An 18,877-nucleotide genomic window follows, 5' to 3' on the forward strand; every position below is an offset into this window, starting at 1 on the left:
AATGCACGGGCTACGGATCAGGAGCGCAGCCCTGTCCCCCGGTTTAGCAGATAGAGGGCAAACCCGCCGAAGGCCGCGATGAAGGCGAGCATCATCGCGTACGACACGGCGATGTGGACGTCGGCCGAGCCGAGGATGCCGTAGCGGAAGGCGTTGACCATGTAGAGGATTGGGTTGGCCAGCGACACCCCCTGCCAGAACTCCGGCAGCAGCGAAATCGAGTAGAACACGCCGCCGAGGTAGGTCAGCGGGGTCAGAACAAACGTGGGGATGATGGCGATGTCGTCGAACTTGCGCGCGTAGATGGCGTTGATGAAGCCGCCGATGGAGAACAGCACCGCGGTCAGGACCACCACCGAGATGGTGATTGCCCAGTTGTGGATGGGCAGGGAGGTGAACATCAGCGCCACGGCGGTGACGATCGCGCCGGTGAACAGCCCGCGCCCCACACCTCCGGCGACATAGCCCAGCAGGATGACGATGTTGGGTGTCGGCGAGACCAGCATCTCCTCGATGTGGCGCTGGAACTTGGCGCCGAAGAACGACGAAACCACGTTGTTGTAGGAGTTGGTGATCACCGCCAGCATGATGATGCCGGGGGCGATGTACTCCATGTATCGGTAGCCCTCCATCTCGCCGACCCGTTCGCCGATCAGGGCGCCGAAGATCACGAAGTAGAGGGTCATGGTGATCGCCGGCGGCACCAGGGTCTGGATCCAGATCCGCAGATAGCGGTGGGTCTCCTTGTAGACAATGGTCTGCAGCGAGACCAGGGCGGCGCGGGTTCGCGACGGCGTACCCTGGCTGCCGTAGCGGCGCGGGGATCCCTGGGGCCGGTTCAAGAGACGACCTCCTGCCTATCGGCGTTGTCCGGCGTCACCGGAGCCGGGTCGCTGCTCTCTACCAGGCGCAGGAAAAGTTCCTCGAGGCGGTTCGACTTGTTGCGCATGCTGCTGACCGTGATCCCGTGCTTGGAGAGGGCGGCGAACAGGTCAGTCAGAGCTCGGCCGCGCGGCACCTCCGCTTCCAGGACGTAGTCATCAACCTGGCGCAGGGCGAAGTCGTCCAGCTGCGGCAGCGGCCGGGGGACCCGATCGACGTCGAGCAGGAAGGCGTGGGTGGACAGGCGCTGGAGCAGGCTCTTGACGTCGGTGTTCTCGATGATCCGTCCATCATCAATGATGGCGATGTCCTTGCAGAGGCTCTCGGCCTCCTCGAGGTAGTGCGTGGTGAGGATGATGGTGGTGCCCTGGTCGTTGATGTGGCGCAGGAAGTCCCACATGGAGCGGCGCAGCTCGATGTCCACGCCGGCGGTGGGCTCGTCGAGGATCAGAAGCTGCGGTTCGTGCATCAGCGCCCGGGCGATCATCAGCCGGCGTTTCATCCCGCCGGAGAGCGTGCGCGAGACGGTCTCACGCCGTTCCCACAGGCCCAGGCTATGGAGGTAGTGCTCGGCACGCTGGCGGGCTAACCGGCGCGGGATACCGTAGTAGCCGGCCTGGTTGACCACGATCTGCTCCACGGTCTCGAAGGTGTTGAAGTTGAACTCCTGCGGGACCAGGCCGATGGAAGACTTGACCGCCCAGGGGTCGCGGTCCAGGTCGTGGCCAAAGACGCGTACCGTCCCGCCGCTCTTGTTGACCAGCGTCGAGACGATCCCGATGAGGGTGGATTTGCCCGCCCCGTTGGGTCCCAGCAGCCCGAAGAAAGCGCCCGCGTCGACGGTCAGATTGATGCCGTGCAGCGCGATATGCCCCCCGGCGTAGGTCTTGGTCAGGTCGGAGACGGCTAGGGCGGTCAAAGGGTGTCCTCGGGTTCATGGAGAAACCTCTCATGGTAGGGGGTGTGCCGGTTTTTTTGTAGGGCGGTCGGGATGCCGCGGGGGGATATGCCGGGCTGTGGTAACAAAATGCCGAATCCGTATTTCACGCCGCCGGCAGAGGCGCCTAGGGTGAGCAAGGGTGCGGACGCCGCTGAAGCCCGCCGCAGCGTCTGGGGCGATCGGCTCGTCCGGATCAAGGCGGGAACAGACGGGGAGGCAGATCGATGAGCGAATCCCGAGCAGTATCCGTCGAGCGGGACTTGGCGCCGGCGCTCAGGGCGCGGGTTTGTCAGGCCGTGCAGGTCCTGGAGCGGGTCGAGGGCGAGCTGCTGCCCGCGGCGCTGGCCTCCAGCTTCAGCGCCGAGGACATGGTGCTGCTGGACCTGATCCGCGGGCACGCGCCGGGGATCGGGGTCTTTACCCTGGATACCGGGCGGCTGCCGGCGGAGACTTACGCACTGCAGCAGCAGGTGCTGGAGCGTTACGGCCCGGTGGTGCGCACCTACTTCCCCAATCCGGCTGAGGTGGAGGGTTTTGTGGCGCATTACGGCGCCAACGGGTTCTACCATGGCATCGAGGCCCGGCGGGCGTGCTGCCATGCCCGGAAGGTGGCGCCGCTGCAGCGCGCCCTGGCCGGGCAGCGTGCCTGGCTGACCGGGATGCGCCGCGCCCAGGCCGTCACCCGCCAGGAGGTGGTCGTCGAGGGGTTCGACGAGCACCACGGCCTAGTGAAGGTCAACCCGCTGGCGGAGTGGCGTGAGGACGATGTATGGGCCTACCTGCGCAGCCGCCGTGTGCCGTACAACGAACTCTACGATCAAGGGTATCGCAGTATCGGGTGTGCGCCGTGTACCCGGCCGGTTGCTCCGGGTGAGGATGCCCGCGCCGGGCGGTGGTGGTGGGAGGCATCGGGTCAGCGCGAGTGCGGCCTGCACCGGGCTCCGGCGGGGGCGACCGGGTGGTTGAAATGCGCCGCAAAGCCGTGACAGATCACCGCTGGCCCCGGTAGAATACCGGCGTCTACGCGCCGGAGGGCGCGGTTTGGCGATTCCATGGACGGGAGGGGTAAACCCTCCCGTTTTTTGCATGCCCGCACCCCGTCCGTGGCTTGTCCGGGCGGGGCCGTTGAGCTCCAGACAGGGGAGGCTGCGTTGACCCGGCCAGCACTGCTCGTCCTCCAGGACGGTACGGTTTTCCACGGCGAGGCGGTGGGCGCCGACGGGGCCGTCACCGGCGAGGTGGTCTTCAATACCGCGATGACGGGTTACCAGGAGATCGCCACCGACCCGTCCTACGCCGGTCAGATCGTGACCCTGACCTACCCCCACATCGGCAACACCGGCATCAACAGCGTCGACCGCGAGGACGACCGCGCTCGGCTGGCGGGGCTGGTGGTGCGCGATGTGCCGCCGCGGGCCAGCAACTGGCGTGCCGAGAAGGGGCTGACGGCCTGGCTGCGTGACCAGGGGGTGGTGGCGATTTCCGGGATCGATACCCGCAAGCTAACCCGCCGCCTCCGCGAGGGCGGAGCCCAGGGTGGTTGCCTGGTCGCCGGCGAGTCGCTGGACGAGGCCTGGGCGCTGGCTCAGGCCCAGGGCTACGGCGGCATGAGTGGCCGTGACCTGGCCGGCGAGGCGGGCACCAAGACCCGTCGGCCGTGGCAGCGCGGGACCTGGACCCTGGACGATGGTCTTGCCGATGCGGCGGAGCGCGGTGAGTCGGGGCGATACCACGTGGTGGCTTTCGATTACGGGATCAAGCAGCAGATCCTGCGCCTGCTGGTCGACGCCGACTGCCGGGTCACGGTGGTACCGGCGCGGACCGGGGCTGCGGATGTCCTCAAGCTGCAGCCGGACGGCTTGTTCTTCTCCAACGGGCCGGGTGACCCGGAGCCGATGGACTACGCGGTGGCGACCATCCGCGAGCTCTTGGAGGAGCATCGCATCCCGACCTTCGGCATCTGCCTGGGCCATCAGCTGCTGGGGCTGGCCAGCGGGGCGCGGACCGAGAAGATGAAATTCGGCCACCACGGTGCCAATCACCCGGTGATCGACCTGGCCTCCGGGCAGGTGCTGATCTCCAGCCAGAACCACGGCTTCGCGGTGGACGAGGGCAGCCTTCCCGACCACCTGGAGGCGACGCACCGCTCGCTGTTCGACGGCTCGCTACAGGGTATCCGGCGCACCGACGTGCCTGCCTTCAGCTTCCAGGGCCACCCGGAGGCAAGCCCCGGTCCCCACGACATGCGTCCGCTGTTCCAGCGCTTCGTCGAGATGATGGAGCGTGACTGAGCACTGCGCAGCCGCATCACAGGCGACCGCCGACCACTGGACCCCGAGCACTCTGGAATCATGCCGAAAAGAACTGACATCCAATCGATCCTGATCATCGGCGCCGGCCCCATCGTCATCGGCCAGGCGTGCGAGTTCGACTACTCCGGGGCGCAGGCGTGCAAGGCGCTGCGTGAGGAGGGCTACCGGGTCATCCTGGTCAACTCCAACCCGGCGACCATCATGACCGACCCGGAGACCGCCGATGCGGTCTATATCGAGCCGGTGGAGTGGCAGACGGTCTCGCGGATCATCGAGCGCGAGCAGCCCGATGCGGTCCTGCCGACCATGGGTGGGCAGACGGCGCTCAACTGCGCCCTCGACCTGGTCAAGCACGGCGTGCTGGAGCGCTTCGGTGTTGAGATGATCGGCGCCACCCGTGAGGCGATCGACAAGGCCGAGGAGCGCGAGGCGTTTCGCGCCGCCATGTCGCGGATCGGGCTCGAGTCGCCGCGCGCCGAGATCGCCCGCTCTATGGCCGAGGCCCAGGCGGCGCAGGCACGGATCGGCTTCCCGGTCATCATCCGCCCGTCCTATACCCTGGGCGGCTCCGGCGGCGGCATCGCCTACAACCGGGAGGAGTTTCACGAGATCGTCGAGCGCGGCCTCGACCTCTCCTACACCAACGAGGTGCAGCTCGAGGAGTCGGTCCTCGGCTGGAAGGAGTACGAGATGGAGGTCGTGCGCGATCGCCACGACAACGCCATCATCATCTGCTCCATCGAGAACCTCGATCCCATGGGGGTGCACACCGGTGATTCGGTCACGGTGGCCCCTGCGCAGACCCTCAGCGACAAGGAATACCAGCTGATGCGCGACGCATCGCTGGCGGTGCTGCGGGAGATCGGCGTGGAGACCGGCGGCTCCAACGTCCAGTTCGCCATCAACCCGGACAACGGGCGCATGGTGATCATCGAGATGAACCCGCGGGTGTCGCGCTCGTCGGCGCTGGCCTCCAAGGCGACCGGCTTCCCCATCGCCAAAGTGGCGGCCAAGCTGGCCGTCGGCTACACCCTCGATGAACTGCGCAACGAGATCACCGGTGGTGCCACCCCGGCCTCCTTCGAGCCGACGATCGACTACGTCGTCACCAAGATCCCGCGTTTCACGTTTGAGAAATTCCCGCAGGCCGACTGCTACCTGACGACCCAGATGAAGTCCGTGGGCGAGGTCATGGCCATCGGACGGACCTTCCAGGAGTCTTTCCAGAAGGCCCTGCGGGGACTGGAGCAGGATCTGTCCGGGCTCGACGAGCGGCTGGACCACAGTCGCACGGACGTGCGCGATACGGTGCGCCACTCGCTGCGTCAGCCGACCCCGGATCGGGTGCTGCACCTGGGGGATGCGTTCCGGGTCGGCTTCACCCTCGATGAGGTCCACGGCATGACGGCCATCGACCCGTGGTTCCTCGCGCAGGTCGAGGAGCTGATCGCCGTGGAGGGGGAGGTCGCCGCCTCGACCCTGGACGACTGTGATGCCGGGGCGCTGCTGCGCCTCAAGCGGCGCGGTTTCTCCGATGCCCGTCTGGCGGCCCTGTGGGGCGTCAAGGAGTCCCAGGTGCGCCAGCGCCGCCGCGATCTGGGCGTGCGGCCGGTGTTCAAGCGGGTGGACTCCTGCGCCGCCGAGTTCCCCACCGCCACCGCCTACCTCTACTCCACCTACGAGGAGGAGTGCGAGGCAGAGCCGAGCGGACGCAAGAAGATCATGGTTCTCGGCGGCGGGCCGAACCGTATCGGGCAGGGGATCGAGTTCGACTATTGCTGCGTCCACGCCTCGCTGGCCCTTCGCGATGACGGCTACGAGACCATCATGGTCAACTGCAACCCCGAGACCGTCTCCACCGACTACGACACCTCGGATCGGCTTTACTTCGAGCCGTTGACCCTGGAGGACGTGCTGGAGGTGGTCGAGACGGAGCAGCCGGACGGGGTGATCGTCCAGTACGGCGGGCAGACGCCGCTGAAGCTCGCCCGCGAACTCGAGGCCGCCGGGACGCCGATCATCGGTACGACCCCGGACTCCATCGATCTGGCCGAGGACCGGGAGCGCTTCCAGGACATGATCGGCCGCATCGATCTGATGCAGCCGCCGAACCGCACCGCCCGCACGGAGACCGAGGCCCTGCAGCTGGCTGCCGAGATCGGTTATCCGCTGGTGGTGCGCCCCTCGTACGTCCTTGGTGGTCGGGCGATGGAGATCGTCTACGAGGAGAGCGAGCTGCGCCAGTACATGAACGAGGCCGTGCGGGTTTCGCACAACTCGCCGGTGCTGCTTGACCGCTTCCTCGACGATGCCGTGGAGGTCGACGTGGACGCCGTCAGCGACGGCGATCAGGTGGTGATTGGCGGCATCATGCAGCATATCGAGCAGGCCGGCGTCCACTCCGGCGACTCCGCCTGCTCTATCCCGCCCTACACGCTGGGGCAGGATGTGCAGGATCGGATCCGCGAGCAGGTGCGCCTGCTCTCCCGGGAGCTCGGGGTGGTCGGGCTGATGAACGTGCAGTTCGCCATCCAGGGGCAGCGCATCTTCCTACTGGAGGTCAACCCGCGCGCCTCGCGGACCGTGCCCTACGTCGCCAAGGCGTGTGGCGTGCCGCTGGCCAAGGTGGCCGCCCGCTGCATGGCCGGCCGCACCCTGGCGGAGCAGGGGGTGGTGAACGAGGTCATCCCTAACTACTATTCCGTAAAAGAGGCGGTCTTCCCGTTCCTCAAGTTCCCCGGTGTCGATCCCATCCTCGGTCCGGAGATGAAGTCTACCGGCGAAGTGATGGGTATTGGCGCCTGTTTCGGGGAGGCCTACGCGAAGGCTCAGCTGGCTGCGGGGGTGACCCTGCCGCGGGGCGGCTGTGCCTTTGTCAGTGTGCGTGAGGTGGACAAGGAGGCAGCGGTCGAGGTGGCGCGGGACCTGGTTCGGCGCGGCTTTCGCTTGATCGCCACCCATGGCACCGCGGCCGCCCTCGAGGAGGCGGGCCTGGAGGTGCGCCGGATCAACAAGGTCATCGAGGGTCGGCCGCATGTCGTGGACGCCATCAAGAACGACGAGATCGATCTGATCGTGAATACCACCGAGGGGCGGCAGGCCATTGCCGACTCCTACTCGATCCGCCGCGAGGCGCTGCAGCGCAAGGTCTGCTACACGACGACCATCGCGGGTGCCCGGGCCACGTGCCTGGCACTGGATCACATGAAGGACTGGGAGGCCCGCCCCCTTCACGCCCTGCACAGGGAGATGACGGGATGAGCAAGATACCGTTGACGGTTCGTGGCGCAGAGAAGCTGCGTGAGGAGCTTCAGCGGCTCAAGCACGAGGATCGCCCGCGGGTCATCCAGGCGATTGCCGAGGCGCGGGAACACGGCGACCTAAAAGAGAACGCCGAGTATCACGCCGCGCGCGAGCAGCAGAGTTTTATTGAGGGCCGTATCCAGGAGATCGAGGGCAAACTGTCCAACGCCCAGATCATTGACCCGGCGACGGTGCAGGCGGCCCCGAAGATCGTCTTCGGGGCGACCGTGGCGCTCGAGGACACCGACACCGAGGAGACGGTCAGCTATCAGATCGTTGGCGAGGACGAGGCGGACATCAAGCAGCACCTCATCTCGGTCAACTCGCCCATCGCCCGCGCGCTGATCGGCAAGGAGGAGGGTGACGAGGCCGTGGTGCAGGCCCCGGGCGGTGAGCGGACCTATGAGATCGTCGAGGTCCGCTATGAGTAGGTGCGGGCAGCTTGCCCGCAGCGGCCCGGCGGTGGAGGTGCGGTGCTGATCCGCGCGGCCGAGCGGGTGGCGCTGACGATGCTGGCCGGCGCGCTGTGGAGCGTCGGCTACATCGTCTCGCCATTGCTGTTTCGCACGCTGGAGGACACCGCCCAGGCGGCGGCGTTGGTCGGCGAGATCACCGGCCTGGTGGCTTGGATCGCCCTGGTGTGTGCCGCGCTGCTGATACCGACACAGTTGCGCCACCGGATCCGTCCGCTGGCGGCCCACTGGCGGCTGTGGCTGCTGGTGCTGTTGGCGGTCGTGCTGGCGGTGGGAGAGTTCTGGGTGCGGCCACCGATGGCGGTTTTAACTGAGCAGGCCGGTGAAGTCGGGTACCTCTCGGCCCTGCGTGCCGCCGAAAGCCTCTACTTCGTGGCCAGTGCCATTGCGCTGGTCCTGGTACTCGGCGGGATCGAACCGCGGCTGGCGGCAGGTGACGGTGATGCCGTCGACACCGCGGAACAGGGACGCTGAGCGTCTACCGCGCGGGAGCTCAGATCAGGACTTGGCTCTTCTCCGGGTTCTCTCGATAGAGCAGGACGATCCGCCCGATGGTCTGGACCACGATCGCCCCGGTCTGTTCGGCAATCTCCTCGGTCATGGCCTGGCGCTCCTCCTTGCTGGCGCCGGCGAGCTTCACCTTGATCAGCTCGTGGTCGTCCAGGGCACGCTCAATCTCCTCCAGGACCCCCTCGCTGAGGCCGGCGGCCCCGGTCAGGACGACGGGCTTGAGGGCGTGGCCGAGCCGGCGGAGTTGCTTGAGTTGATCCGGATCTAGATGCATGGAGGTGTTTGGTGCCTGGTGACGATAAAGCAAGAAGGCTATCACGCCGTGGCGTGGTCCGGGCAAGCGGCGGGCCGCTGCGCGAGGTCAAGATCGAGCTGGGTGTGGTGGTGCTGGTGATCATCTCGGCGTACTTCCTGACGCTGGGTCTCGATCTCGCCGCCTGGCAGGAGGCGCTCGGCGTGCTGGTGGTCGCCAGCCTGGGTGCCGGCTGGGTCGTGCTGCGCGCACGTGCCGTGGCGCGCCGCCGCGTGGCGGAAGGGGGCGGGCATGGCGGCCTGTAGGCGGCGGCGCAGCGGTTGCAACTCCCGGGCCCGGCGGAGCCGGCACGAAAGCGATCCGTTCGTCCGCCGTGCCCGTGCTGAGGGGTGGCGCTCGCGGGCAGCACTTAAGCTCGAGGCGATCGACCAGCGCGACGGGCTCCTGCGCCCCGGTCAGGTGGTTGTTGACCTGGGCGCCGCACCCGGTGGGTGGTCGCAGCTGGCGGCGCCGAAGGTGGGCGCGTCGGGGTTGGTCGTCGCCATCGACCTGCTGGAGATGGAACCCCTGCCCGGGGTTACGTTCGTCCACGCCGACTTTTCCACCGACGACGGGCTGCGCGCCGTGGAGACCGCGCTGGGCGGGCGCCCGGTGGATGTGGTGCTCTCCGACATGGCGCCGAATCTGACCGGGCACAGCGCGGTGGATCAGCCGGCGGCGATGGGGCTGGCGGAACTCGCCGCCGACTTTGCCGGTCAATTCTTGCATAAGGATGGTGACTTCCTCGTCAAGGTCTTCCACGGCGAGGGGTTCGACACGTTCCGCGGCGAGCTGACACGGCGCTTCTCCCGCGTCCTCTCTCGCAAACCGGACGCCTCCAGGTCGGGCAGTCGGGAGGTCTACCTTCTGGCTCGCGGTCCGACGGTATAGTAAGGTGCCTATCAGGTGCCGCATTCAGGCAGATTGAGGTGACGCCGTGAGCGACATGGCCAAGAATCTGATCCTTTGGGTCATCATCGCCGTCGTGCTGATGTCCGTATTCAGCAACTTCCAGGAGCAGTCGGCGGATGTGACCGAGAAGGTCCCCTACTCCGAGTTCCTCAACGAGGTCGAGCGCGGCAATATCCGCGAGGTGCTGATCCGGGGCGAGGAGATCACCATCCAGCACGCCGACGGCAACGAGTACCTGACCTTCAACCCCGAGGTGGACAACCGGGCGCTGATCGGCGAACTGCTCGAGCACGGCGTCACCATCGATGCGGAGCGGGCTGAGGAAGACAGCATGCTCCTGCAGATCCTCATCTCGTGGACGCCCTTCCTGCTGCTGATCGCCGTGTGGATCTACTTCATGCGCCAGATGCAGGGAGGCGGTGGCGGCCGCGGGGCGATGTCCTTCGGCAAGAGCAAGGCCAAGATGATGACCGAGGAGCAGAGCAAGCACAGCTTCTCGGACGTGGCCGGCTGCGACGAGGCCAAGGAGGACGTCAAGGAGCTTGTGGACTTCCTGCGCGACCCAAGCAAGTTCCAGAAGCTCGGCGGGACCATCCCGCGCGGCGTGCTCATGGTCGGGCCGCCGGGAACCGGCAAGACCCTGCTCGCCAAGGCCATCGCCGGCGAGGCGCGGGTGCCGTTCTTCTCCATCTCCGGGTCGGACTTCGTCGAGATGTTCGTCGGCGTCGGCGCCTCCCGGGTGCGGGACATGTTCCAGCAGGCCAAGAAGCAGGCGCCGTGCATCATCTTCATCGATGAGCTGGACGCCGTCGGCCGTCAACGCGGCGCCGGGCTCGGTGGTGGTCACGACGAGCGCGAGCAGACGCTAAATCAGATGCTCGTCGAGATGGACGGTTTCGAGGGCAGCGAGGGCATCATCGTCATCGCCGCCACCAACCGGCCGGACGTGCTCGACCCGGCACTGCTGCGCCCCGGCCGCTTCGACCGCCAGGTGGTGGTTCCGCTGCCGGATGTGCGCGGACGCGAGCAGATCCTGAACGTGCACATGCGCAAGGTGCCCATGGCCGACGACGTCCGGCCCGAGATCATCGCCCGCGGAACGCCGGGCTTCTCCGGGGCCGATCTGCAGAACTTGGTCAACGAGGCGGCGCTGTTCGCAGCGCGGGCCAACAAGGAGGCCGTCGATCAGACGGACTTCGAGCAGGCCAAGGACAAGATCATGATGGGCTCCGAGCGCAAGTCCATGGTGATGAAGGAAGACGAGAAGAAGCTCACGGCCTACCACGAGGCTGGGCACGCCATCGTCGGCCTGCGCACCCCGGAGCATGATCCGGTCCATAAGGTGACGATCATCCCACGCGGTCGTGCGTTGGGCGTGACCATGTTCCTCCCGGAAGAGGATCGGTACAGCTACACCAAGCAGCGCCTGGACAGCATGATTGCCAGCCTCTTTGGCGGCCGGATCGCCGAGGAGCTGATCTTTGGCAACGACCGGGTCACCACCGGTGCCCAGAACGACATCCAGCGGGCCACCGAGATTGCCCGCAACATGGTCACCAAGTGGGGGCTCTCGGCGCGGCTTGGCCCGCTTGCCTACGGCGAAGAGGAGGGCGAAGTCTTCCTCGGCCGCTCGATGGCGCAGCAGAAGGAGGTCTCGGACGAGACGCAGCACGCCATCGACGAGGAGGTCCGGGCGGTGATCGACAGCAACTACACCGCCGCGGAGAAGATCCTCCAGGAGAACCTGGAAAAGCTCCATATCATGGCCGATGCCCTGATGAAGTACGAGACCATCGACCGCGACCAGATCGATGACATCATGCAGGGCAAGGAGCCCCGGCCGCCCAAGGGGTGGCAGGATCGCGATCAGGGCGGTGGCTCCACCGACGAGGGCGAGACGGTCGGGGTTGACGACCAGGCCGAAACGGATGGCAAGGACGACGGCCGCGAGGGACCCATCGGCGGACCCGTAGGCGAACACTGATGGTGGCGTTGTCCGACGGGGCGGTTCTCCATTGCGGGGGCCGCCCCCTCTCGTTAGATCGGCCGCGGGTTATGGGCGTGCTCAACGTGACCCCGGACTCCTTTTCGGACGGGGGCCACTTCCTCGACCTGGAGCAGGCGCGCGCCCATGCCCGGCGGATGGTGGCCGAGGGCGCCGACCTGATCGATGTCGGAGGCGAGTCGAGCCGCCCCGGTGCGCCGCCGGTGCCGCTGGAGCAGGAGCTTGAGCGAGTGGTCCCGGTCGTCGAGGCCCTGGCCCGCGAGGTCGATTGCCCGATCTCCGTGGACACCTACAAGCCCGAGGTGGCTCGCGAGGCGGTAGCCGCCGGGGCGGGTTTGATCAACGACATCCGTGCGCTGCAGGAGCCGGGGGCCGCGGAGGCAGCCGCCGGGCTGGGCGTCCCAGTGTGTCTGATGCACATGCAGGGTCAGCCCCGGACCATGCAGGATGCGCCGAGCTACAATGACGTGGTGACCGAGGTGGCCGAATGCTTGGCGGAACGGATGGCCGCCGCCGAGGAGGCCGGGCTGCCACGCGAGCGCATGCTGCTCGATCCGGGGTTCGGTTTCGGTAAGACGCTGGAGCACAACTACCAGCTGCTCCGGCACCTGGATCGGATCGTGGCGCTCGGACCACCGGTGCTCGTCGGCATGTCGCGCAAGTCCATGATCGGCAAACTGCTGGATCGCCCGGTGGAGGAGCGGTTGCCAGGCAGCCTGGCGGCGGCGGCCGTCGCCGTGTTCCAGGGGGCACGGATCATCCGTGCCCACGATGTTGGGGCGACCGCCGACGCGGTGCGGGTGGCAGCGACGGCCGCGAGCGCCTAGGCAAGTGCACTGAAAGGGAACACGGACTTGGCCGAGCAGAGAATCTATTTCGGAACCGATGGCATCCGCGGGCGGGTCGGCGAGGCGCCGATCACCCCGGACTTCGTCCTCAGGCTGGGCTGGGCGGCTGGCCGTGTCCTCGTCGGCGAGGGGCAGCGCAAGGTGGTCATCGGCAAGGACACCCGGCTGTCCGGGTACATGTTCGAGTCCGCCCTCGAGGCCGGTTTCGCGGCCGCCGGCGTGCACAGTCTGATGCTCGGGCCCATGCCGACCCCGGCCATTGCCTACCTGACGCGGACCCTCCATGCCCGGGCCGGTGTCGTCATCAGCGCCTCGCACAACCCGCATTACGATAACGGGATCAAGTTCTTCGGCCCGGATGGCTACAAGCTCGACGACGCCACCGAAGAGGCCATCGAGCGACTGCTCCAGGACGGGCCGCCGCAGATGGTCCCCTGCCAGGAGCTGGGCCGCGCGACCCGTATCAACGACGCGGTCGGGCGGTACATCGAGTTCTGCAAGGGCTCTGTGGGTCGGCGCATCGACCTGCGCGGTCTCCGGGTCGTGGTTGACTGCGCCCACGGTGCCACCTACCAGGCGGCACCGGCGGTGCTCCGCGAGCTGGGTGCCGAGGTGGTGCTCATCGGCCACGAGCCGGACGGGCTGAACATCAATGTCGATCACGGCTCCCAGCACCCGGAGCGTCTGTGCCGGCGGGTGGTGGACGAGTCCGCGGATGTCGGTGTGGCGTTCGACGGCGACGGCGACCGGGTGATCATGGCCGACCGGTCCGGCCGCCTGATCGATGGCGATGGTCTGCTCTATATCATCGCTACGGCCCGGGTGGCCCGTGGTCAGGCGTGCGGACCGGTGGTCGGCACCCAAATGACCAACCTCGGCCTGGAGGTGGCGCTGCAGGAGCTGGGGCTTCCCCTGGAGCGGACCCGGGTGGGCGACCGTTATGTCCTCGAGCGGCTGCTGCAGGTCGGCGGTGTGCTGGGCGGTGAGTCCTCCGGTCATATCATCTGCCTGGATCGGACCACCACCGGCGACGGGCTGATCTCGGCGCTGCAGGTGCTCGAGGCCATGGTGACCACCGGCCGGCCGCTGGATGAGCTGGTCGCCGGGATGCAGTACTATCCACAGCGTCTGGTCAATGTGCCGATCGAGCGTGGCGTGGACGTACTCGGGTTGCCGGCGGTCAACGAAGCGGTCAGCGAGGCCGAGCAAGAGCTCGGCGAACGGGGGCGGGTGTTGTTGCGTCCGTCGGGGACAGAGCCGCTGCTGCGGGTGATGGTCGAGGGCGCCGACGGGGCGCAGGTGGATCGCCTGGTCGAGTCGCTGGCGGAGACCGTGGCCAGCGCGGCCCGGGGTGCGGCCACCGACCCGATTTGATTTCAGTCGCTTGTGTAGATAGGCTTCGTCAGCTTCACAGGAATCCATAGACAGGGTTGGGTCTAGGCATGCGGCGTAAGATCATTGCTGGTAACTGGAAGATGAACGGCGACCAGGATCTGGTCCGCCGCGTTGCGGAGCACGCTGCCGACAGCGGTGGCGATGCCGAGCTGGCGGTCTGCCCGCCGTATCCCTTGCTCGCGGCGGCCGCATCGCAGCTGCCATTCGGTGTGGCGCTGGGTGCGCAGGACGTCAGCGAGTACGAGTCGGGCGCCTACACCGGCGAAGTGTCGGCGGGCATGCTGCTCGAGGCGGGGTGCCGTTACGTGATCGTCGGGCACTCGGAGCGTCGGACGCTCTACGGCGAGGACAACGGCCGGGTGGCCGGCAAGTTCGTGGCGGCGCGCAATGCCGGGCTGACCCCGATCCTGTGCGTTGGCGAGACCCTGGCCGAGCGAGATGCCGAGCGCACCGAGACTGTGGTAGGTGAACAGCTCGACGCTGCCATCGACGCCGTGGACGGGGCGGCCTTCCAGGGGGCGGTCATCGCCTATGAGCCGGTCTGGGCCATTGGGACCGGGCGGACCGCAACCCCGGAACAGGCGCAGGCGGTGCACGCTTTCATCCGTCAGCGCGTTGCGGAGCGCGATGGCAATGAGGTGGCCGACCAGCTGCGCATCCTCTACGGGGGCAGCATGAAGGCGGACAATGCCGCCGAGCTCCTGGCCCAGCCGGATATCGACGGCGGTCTGATCGGTGGCGCGTCGCTGGATCCCGACAGCTTCCTTTCGATTTACAACGCAGCCGCGGAGGGCTGAGGTAGACCCATGTTTGAAGCGTTGCTTGCCGTCCATATCGTCATCGCCGTTGCCCTGGTGGTGCTGGTCCTGCTGAACCAGGGGAAGGGCGCTGACATGGGAGCCGCCTTCGGCAGCGGTGCCTCGAGCACCGTCTTCGGCTCGCGCGGCGCAGCGACCTTCATGACCAAGCTGATTGCGACCCTGGGTACGACCTTCTTCCTGACCAGCCTGGGGCTGGCGGTGATCGCCTCGCAGGGGATCGGCGGCGGCGCTTCGGTGATTGGCGACGACGACGTGCTCGAGAGCGAGGAAGAGACGGAAGAGGAGGATCCGGAGGCGCCGGCGGCTCCGGACATGCCGGCGGAGCAGGAGGCCCCCGCGCCTGAGGCGCCGGGTCAGCCGGTGGAGCCGGACGCGCCTGCGGAAGAGGGTGAAGCGGAGTAGCCCCTTTTCCGCGATTGCGGGATTGAATCGCGGGATCAGGGTTGCTATCATGCCTCCCGCGTTGGGGCAGAGTAAACGCCCAACCGCAACTGTCTACGTGCCGAAGTGGTGGAACTGGTAGACACGCCGTCTTGAGGGGGCGGTGGCGAAAGCCGTGCCGGTTCGAGTCCGGCCTTCGGCACCATCTATATCTCTCCTTCCTCAGCGCGCACTCGCGCGATATCCCGCACCCTGATCGTCCCTGTCTGGTCACGCCGGTTGGCGGGATTGATTTCCCGCAACCGTCACGATCGTTTGTCGGCACGATAACGTCTTTAAAATCAGGAAGTTAAAAAAGCCGCTGAGTTGACACGGAGAGAGACCGCTCCGTAAACTCCAGCGATGTTCGACACGGGGGCGGGGCACCGGTCCCGTGTTCTCACCAGCGGAGCGGCGAACGATGCTAGAGAATTACCTCCCGGTTCTGCTCTTCATTGTCGTCGGGCTCGTCTTCGGCGTCCTGCCTCTGGCTGCCGGGTTCGTGCTCGGTCCTCGGCGTGAAGATCCGGAAAAGCAGTCGCCTTACGAGTGCGGCTTCGAGGCCTTCGAGGATTCGCGCATGAAGTTCGACGTGCGCTATTACCTCGTCGCCATTCTGTTCATCCTCTTCGATCTCGAGATCGCCTTCCTCTTCCCTTGGGCAGTTGTGTTGGACGACATTGGGCTGTTCGGCATCTTGGCCATGGGCCTATTTGTCGGGCTTCTCGTGATCGGTTTGCTCTACGAGTGGCGTAAAGGGGCGCTGGAATGGGAGTAGAAGGCATCCTGGAGCGGGGGTACGTGACGACCTCCGCGGATAAGCTGATCAACTGGGCGCGGACCGGCTCCCTGTGGCCCATGACCTTCGGCCTGGCCTGCTGTGCCGTCGAGATGATGCACACCGCCGCGGGGCGCTACGACATGGACCGCAACGGTCTGATCTTCCGGCCCAGCCCGCGGCAGTCTGATGTGATGATTGTCGCCGGCACGCTCTGCAACAAGATGGCCCCGGCGCTGCGCAAGGTCTACGACCAGATGCCGGAGCCGAAGTGGGTGATCTCCATGGGGTCGTGTGCCAACGGCGGGGGGTACTACCACTACTCCTACTCGGTGACGCGCGGCTGCGACCGCATCGTCCCCGTGGACATCTACGTCCCCGGTTGTCCACCCACGGCCGAGGCCCTGTACTACGGCATCCTGCAGCTGCAGAACAAGATCCGCCGGACCAATACCATCGCACGTTGAGGGAGAGTCATGGCTGAGCCCGAGAGCCTGTTGGAGCAGCTCCGCGGCCATTTCGGTGGTCGTTTGACCGATTGCTGGCTCGAGCGCGGCGAGGTGACGCTGGAGGTCCGGCCCGCCGAGTTGGTTGCGGTGATGACCGAGCTGCGTGATGCCGCCGATTGGCGTTTCGAGCAGCTGTCCGATGTCGCCGGGGTCGACTACGCCGCCTACGGCCAGGATGAGTGGATCACCGAGTCGGCGACCGGGACAGGCTTCAGCCGCGGGGTGACCGAGCCGGGGTTTGGGCGTCTGGGCCTGACCGGCATCTACGGGGTGCAGTCGATCGAGGAGCGGACCGGCCGGCGTTTCGCGGCGGTCTATCAGCTGCTGTCGTTGACGCACAATCAGCGCCTTCGCGTGCGCTGCTTCGCCGAGGATGACGACCTGCCGGTATTGCCCTCTGTGTCGGGCCTCTGGCCGTCCGCCAATTGGGCCGAAAGGGAGGCTTTCGACCTGTACGGTATCGTTTTCGAAGGCCACCCGGATCTGCGCCGGATCCTCACCGATTACGGTTTTGTCGGGCACCCCTTCCGCAAGGACTTCCCGCTGATCGGCAACGTAGAGCCGCGCTACGACCCCGAGAAGGGGCGTGTCGTCTACGGGCCGGTGGAGATCGAGCCGCGGGTGCTCGTGCCGCGGGTGATCCGCGAAGACAACCGTTACGCCGCACCGCACAAGGCGGAAGGCACGGAGGGACAAGCCGATGGCTGAGTTCCAGAGCTATACCCTGAACTTCGGCCCGCAGCACCCGGCGGCGCACGGGGTGCTGCGCCTGGTGCTGGAGATGGAGGGGGAAACGGTGCGCCGCGCCGACCCCCACATCGGTCTGCTGCACCGGGCGACGGAGAAGCTGGCCGAATCCAAGCCGTACAATCAGTCCATCGGCTACATGGACCGGCTCGACTACGTCTCGATGATGTGCAACGAGCACGGCTATGTGCGCGCGATCGAGAAACTGCTCGGTATCGAGCCGCCGCTGCGGGCGCAGTATATCCGCACGATGATGGACGAGGTCACCCGCATCTTGAACCACCTGATGTGGCTCGGCGGGCACGGGCTCGACGTCGGCGCCATGACCGCGTTCCTGTATACCTTCCGCGAGCGCGAGGATCTCATGGATGTCTACGAGGCGGTCTCGGGCGCGCGGATGCACGCGACCTACTACCGCCCGGGCGGGGTGCACCGCGACCTGCCCGACCAGATGCCCAAATACGAGCCCTCGCCCTACCGCAGCGAGAAGGAGTTGCGTGAGATGAACCGCGCCCGCGAGGGCTCGGTGCTCGACTTTCTCGACGACTTTTGCGAGCGCTTCCCCGCCTGCGTGGACGAGTACGAGACGCTGCTGACCGAGAACCGGATCTGGAAGCAGCGACTGGTGGACATCTGCCCGGTCTCCGCCGAGCGTGCCGTGGAACTCGGCTTTACCGGTCCGCTGCTGCGCGGCTCCGGAGTGGCCTGGGACCTGCGCAAGAAACAGCCTTACGCCGCCTACGACCGGGTCGACTTCGACATCCCGGTCGGCGTCAACGGTGACTCCTACGACCGCTACTTGGTGCGTGTCGAGGAGATGCGCCAGTCGGTGCGCATTATCAAGCAGTGCGTGGACTGGCTGCGCGACAACCCGGGCCCGGTGCGGGTCGACGATCCGAAGGTGACCCCCCCGACCCGGGAAGAGATGAAAGACGACATGGAGTCGCTCATCCACCACTTCAAGCTCTTCACCGAGGGGTACTGCACGCCGCCCGGCGAGGTTTACGCCGCGGTAGAGGCGCCCAAGGGTGAGTTTGGCGTCTACCTGATCTCGGACGGCGCCAACAAGCCGTACCGCTTAAAGGTCCGGCCGCCGTGCTACTACCACCTGGCGGCTACTGACGAGATGATCCGCGGCTACATGCTGGCGGACGTGGTGACCCTGATCGGCTCGCTGGATGTGGTGTTCGGGGAGGTGGATCGGTGACGGAGCAGACGGTGGCAGCAGAGACCCTGAGCGCGGACCAGTGCCGGCGTATCGACCACTGGCTGGCTAAGTATCCCGATGACGAGCAGGGGCGGGCGTCGGCGATCATCCCGGCGCTGCACATCCTGCAGGATGATAACGGCGGCTGGCTGGAGCGGCGTCACGTGGCGGCGGCCGCAGACTACATCGGCATGCCCCGGGCCAGCGCCTTCGAGGTGGCGACCTTCTACTCCATGTTTCACCTCGATGAGCCGGTGGGCCGGCACAAGGTCAATATCTGCACCAATATTTCGTGCTGTCTCAACGGCGCCGATGAGCTGGTGGCCTACGCCGAGGAGAAGCTCGGGATCCGGCTCGGCGAGACGACGCCGGACGGACGCATCACGCTGGTGCGCGAGGAGGAGTGCCTGGCCGCCTGCACGCGGGCGCCGATGATGGTCGTCGACGGGCACTACTACACCCATCTGACCCGCGAGCGGATCGACGAGATCCTCGACGGGCTGAGCTGAGCCGCAGGGCGCGG

General features: G+C 66.6%; 20 protein-coding genes and 1 tRNA gene. 18 read left to right on the forward strand and 3 right to left on the reverse strand.

What is annotated here, in order from left to right; translation table 11 throughout:
* Positions 1-17: 17 nt before the first annotated feature.
* A complete protein-coding gene (locus LRF89_RS04915) occupies positions 18-842 on the reverse strand; it encodes an ABC transporter permease (RefSeq protein WP_370641468.1) in 825 nt (274 codons plus the stop codon).
* A complete protein-coding gene (locus tag LRF89_RS04920; RefSeq protein ID WP_201171505.1) occupies positions 839-1,801 on the reverse strand; it encodes an ABC transporter ATP-binding protein in 963 nt (320 codons plus the stop codon). The genes LRF89_RS04915 and LRF89_RS04920 overlap by 4 nt, the downstream gene beginning before the upstream one ends.
* A 245-nt stretch (positions 1,802-2,046) precedes the next feature.
* Here LRF89_RS04920 and LRF89_RS04925 point away from each other — a divergent pair, with 245 nt between their 5' ends.
* From LRF89_RS04925 to LRF89_RS04945, 5 genes are all read left to right on the forward strand, one after another.
* The gene (locus LRF89_RS04925; protein ID WP_238636682.1) at positions 2,047-2,808 is read left to right on the forward strand and encodes a phosphoadenylyl-sulfate reductase; all 762 of its coding nucleotides are present in this window, start codon (positions 2,047-2,049) and stop codon (positions 2,806-2,808) included.
* A gap of 165 nt (positions 2,809-2,973) precedes the next feature.
* A complete protein-coding gene (carA, locus tag LRF89_RS04930) occupies positions 2,974-4,113 on the forward strand; it encodes a glutamine-hydrolyzing carbamoyl-phosphate synthase small subunit (RefSeq protein ID WP_201242079.1) in 1,140 nt (379 codons plus the stop codon).
* A 60-nt stretch (positions 4,114-4,173) separates the two neighbouring features.
* Positions 4,174-7,395 (forward strand): carbamoyl-phosphate synthase large subunit, encoded by a 3,222-nt coding sequence (carB, locus tag LRF89_RS04935; protein WP_238636683.1) that lies wholly within the window; start codon positions 4,174-4,176, stop codon positions 7,393-7,395.
* A complete protein-coding gene (gene greA, locus LRF89_RS04940) occupies positions 7,392-7,868 on the forward strand; it encodes a transcription elongation factor GreA (protein WP_201171485.1) in 477 nt (158 codons plus the stop codon). The genes carB and greA overlap by 4 nt, the downstream gene beginning before the upstream one ends.
* 42 nt (positions 7,869-7,910) lie before the next feature.
* Positions 7,911-8,384, forward strand: a complete 474-nt coding sequence (locus LRF89_RS04945) for a DUF4149 domain-containing protein (RefSeq protein WP_201171484.1) — start codon at positions 7,911-7,913, stop codon at positions 8,382-8,384.
* A 19-nt stretch (positions 8,385-8,403) separates the two neighbouring features.
* Here LRF89_RS04945 and yhbY read toward each other — a convergent pair whose 3' ends face one another.
* Positions 8,404-8,694, reverse strand: a complete 291-nt coding sequence (gene yhbY / locus LRF89_RS04950; RefSeq protein WP_201171483.1) for a ribosome assembly RNA-binding protein YhbY — start codon at positions 8,692-8,694, stop codon at positions 8,404-8,406.
* 11 nt (positions 8,695-8,705) lie between these two features.
* Between yhbY and LRF89_RS04955 the strand changes: the two genes are divergently transcribed.
* The 13 genes from LRF89_RS04955 (at position 8,706) to LRF89_RS05015 (ending at position 18,863) form a co-directional block, all read left to right on the forward strand.
* Positions 8,706-8,978 (forward strand): hypothetical protein, encoded by a 273-nt coding sequence (locus LRF89_RS04955; protein WP_201171479.1) that lies wholly within the window; start codon positions 8,706-8,708, stop codon positions 8,976-8,978.
* The gene (locus LRF89_RS04960; protein ID WP_201171477.1) at positions 8,965-9,603 is read left to right on the forward strand and encodes an RlmE family RNA methyltransferase; all 639 of its coding nucleotides are present in this window, start codon (positions 8,965-8,967) and stop codon (positions 9,601-9,603) included. Before LRF89_RS04955 ends, LRF89_RS04960 begins: the two co-directional genes overlap by 14 nt.
* A gap of 46 nt (positions 9,604-9,649) precedes the next feature.
* The gene (gene ftsH / locus LRF89_RS04965; RefSeq protein WP_201171475.1) at positions 9,650-11,608 is read left to right on the forward strand and encodes an ATP-dependent zinc metalloprotease FtsH; all 1,959 of its coding nucleotides are present in this window, start codon (positions 9,650-9,652) and stop codon (positions 11,606-11,608) included.
* Positions 11,608-12,456 (forward strand): dihydropteroate synthase, encoded by an 849-nt coding sequence (folP, locus tag LRF89_RS04970; protein ID WP_201242074.1) that lies wholly within the window; start codon positions 11,608-11,610, stop codon positions 12,454-12,456. The genes ftsH and folP overlap by 1 nt, the downstream gene beginning before the upstream one ends.
* 27 nt (positions 12,457-12,483) lie before the next feature.
* The gene (gene glmM, locus LRF89_RS04975) at positions 12,484-13,851 is read left to right on the forward strand and encodes a phosphoglucosamine mutase (RefSeq protein WP_201171463.1); all 1,368 of its coding nucleotides are present in this window, start codon (positions 12,484-12,486) and stop codon (positions 13,849-13,851) included.
* A gap of 68 nt (positions 13,852-13,919) precedes the next feature.
* Positions 13,920-14,669 carry a triose-phosphate isomerase gene (gene tpiA / locus LRF89_RS04980; protein WP_201171461.1) on the forward strand — a complete coding sequence of 250 codons (750 nt, stop codon included), beginning with the start codon at positions 13,920-13,922 and terminating at the stop codon, positions 14,667-14,669.
* 9 nt (positions 14,670-14,678) lie between these two features.
* Positions 14,679-15,095: a preprotein translocase subunit SecG gene (gene secG, locus LRF89_RS04985; RefSeq protein WP_201171459.1), complete on the forward strand. Its 417-nt coding sequence runs from the start codon at positions 14,679-14,681 to the stop codon at positions 15,093-15,095.
* Positions 15,096-15,194: 99 nt separating this feature from the next.
* Positions 15,195-15,279: transfer RNA gene (locus LRF89_RS04990), tRNA-Leu, on the forward strand.
* 255 nt (positions 15,280-15,534) lie between these two features.
* A complete protein-coding gene (locus tag LRF89_RS04995; protein ID WP_011814551.1) occupies positions 15,535-15,891 on the forward strand; it encodes an NADH-quinone oxidoreductase subunit A in 357 nt (118 codons plus the stop codon).
* A complete protein-coding gene (locus LRF89_RS05000; RefSeq protein WP_011814550.1) occupies positions 15,882-16,358 on the forward strand; it encodes a NuoB/complex I 20 kDa subunit family protein in 477 nt (158 codons plus the stop codon). Before LRF89_RS04995 ends, LRF89_RS05000 begins: the two co-directional genes overlap by 10 nt.
* Before the next feature lie 9 nt (positions 16,359-16,367).
* Positions 16,368-17,108, forward strand: a complete 741-nt coding sequence (locus tag LRF89_RS05005) for an NADH-quinone oxidoreductase subunit C (RefSeq protein ID WP_201171457.1) — start codon at positions 16,368-16,370, stop codon at positions 17,106-17,108.
* Positions 17,101-18,354: an NADH-quinone oxidoreductase subunit D gene (locus tag LRF89_RS05010; protein WP_201171456.1), complete on the forward strand. Its 1,254-nt coding sequence runs from the start codon at positions 17,101-17,103 to the stop codon at positions 18,352-18,354. Before LRF89_RS05005 ends, LRF89_RS05010 begins: the two co-directional genes overlap by 8 nt.
* Complete coding sequence (locus LRF89_RS05015; RefSeq protein ID WP_201171454.1) at positions 18,351-18,863, forward strand: NADH-quinone oxidoreductase subunit NuoE; 513 nt, start codon at positions 18,351-18,353, stop codon at positions 18,861-18,863. The genes LRF89_RS05010 and LRF89_RS05015 overlap by 4 nt, the downstream gene beginning before the upstream one ends.
* Positions 18,864-18,877 lie beyond the last annotated feature (14 nt).

The organism is Halorhodospira sp. 9621, from assembly GCF_022228055.1.
In the GTDB taxonomy this organism is placed as follows: Bacteria; Pseudomonadota; Gammaproteobacteria; order Nitrococcales; family Halorhodospiraceae; genus Halorhodospira; species Halorhodospira halophila_A.

What these genes read in the sequence shown, in the direction of transcription:
- carB (WP_238636683.1), top strand. Translation starts at nt 4,174, where the DNA reads ATGCCGAAAAGAACTGACATCCAATCGATCCTGATCATCGGCGCCGGC.
- LRF89_RS04995 (WP_011814551.1), top strand. Translation starts at nt 15,535, where the DNA reads ATGCTAGAGAATTACCTCCCGGTTCTGCTCTTCATTGTCGTCGGGCTC.
- secG (WP_201171459.1), top strand. Translation starts at nt 14,679, where the DNA reads ATGTTTGAAGCGTTGCTTGCCGTCCATATCGTCATCGCCGTTGCCCTG.
- LRF89_RS05000 (WP_011814550.1), top strand. Translation starts at nt 15,882, where the DNA reads ATGGGAGTAGAAGGCATCCTGGAGCGGGGGTACGTGACGACCTCCGCG.
- greA (WP_201171485.1), top strand. Translation starts at nt 7,392, where the DNA reads ATGAGCAAGATACCGTTGACGGTTCGTGGCGCAGAGAAGCTGCGTGAG.
- LRF89_RS04925 (WP_238636682.1), top strand. Translation starts at nt 2,047, where the DNA reads ATGAGCGAATCCCGAGCAGTATCCGTCGAGCGGGACTTGGCGCCGGCG.
- LRF89_RS05010 (WP_201171456.1), top strand. Translation starts at nt 17,101, where the DNA reads ATGGCTGAGTTCCAGAGCTATACCCTGAACTTCGGCCCGCAGCACCCG.
- yhbY (WP_201171483.1), bottom strand. Translation starts at nt 8,694, where the DNA reads ATGCATCTAGATCCGGATCAACTCAAGCAACTCCGCCGGCTCGGCCAC.
- LRF89_RS04960 (WP_201171477.1), top strand. Translation starts at nt 8,965, where the DNA reads ATGGCGGCCTGTAGGCGGCGGCGCAGCGGTTGCAACTCCCGGGCCCGG.
- LRF89_RS05005 (WP_201171457.1), top strand. Translation starts at nt 16,368, where the DNA reads ATGGCTGAGCCCGAGAGCCTGTTGGAGCAGCTCCGCGGCCATTTCGGT.
- tpiA (WP_201171461.1), top strand. Translation starts at nt 13,920, where the DNA reads ATGCGGCGTAAGATCATTGCTGGTAACTGGAAGATGAACGGCGACCAG.
- folP (WP_201242074.1), top strand. Translation starts at nt 11,608, where the DNA reads ATGGTGGCGTTGTCCGACGGGGCGGTTCTCCATTGCGGGGGCCGCCCC.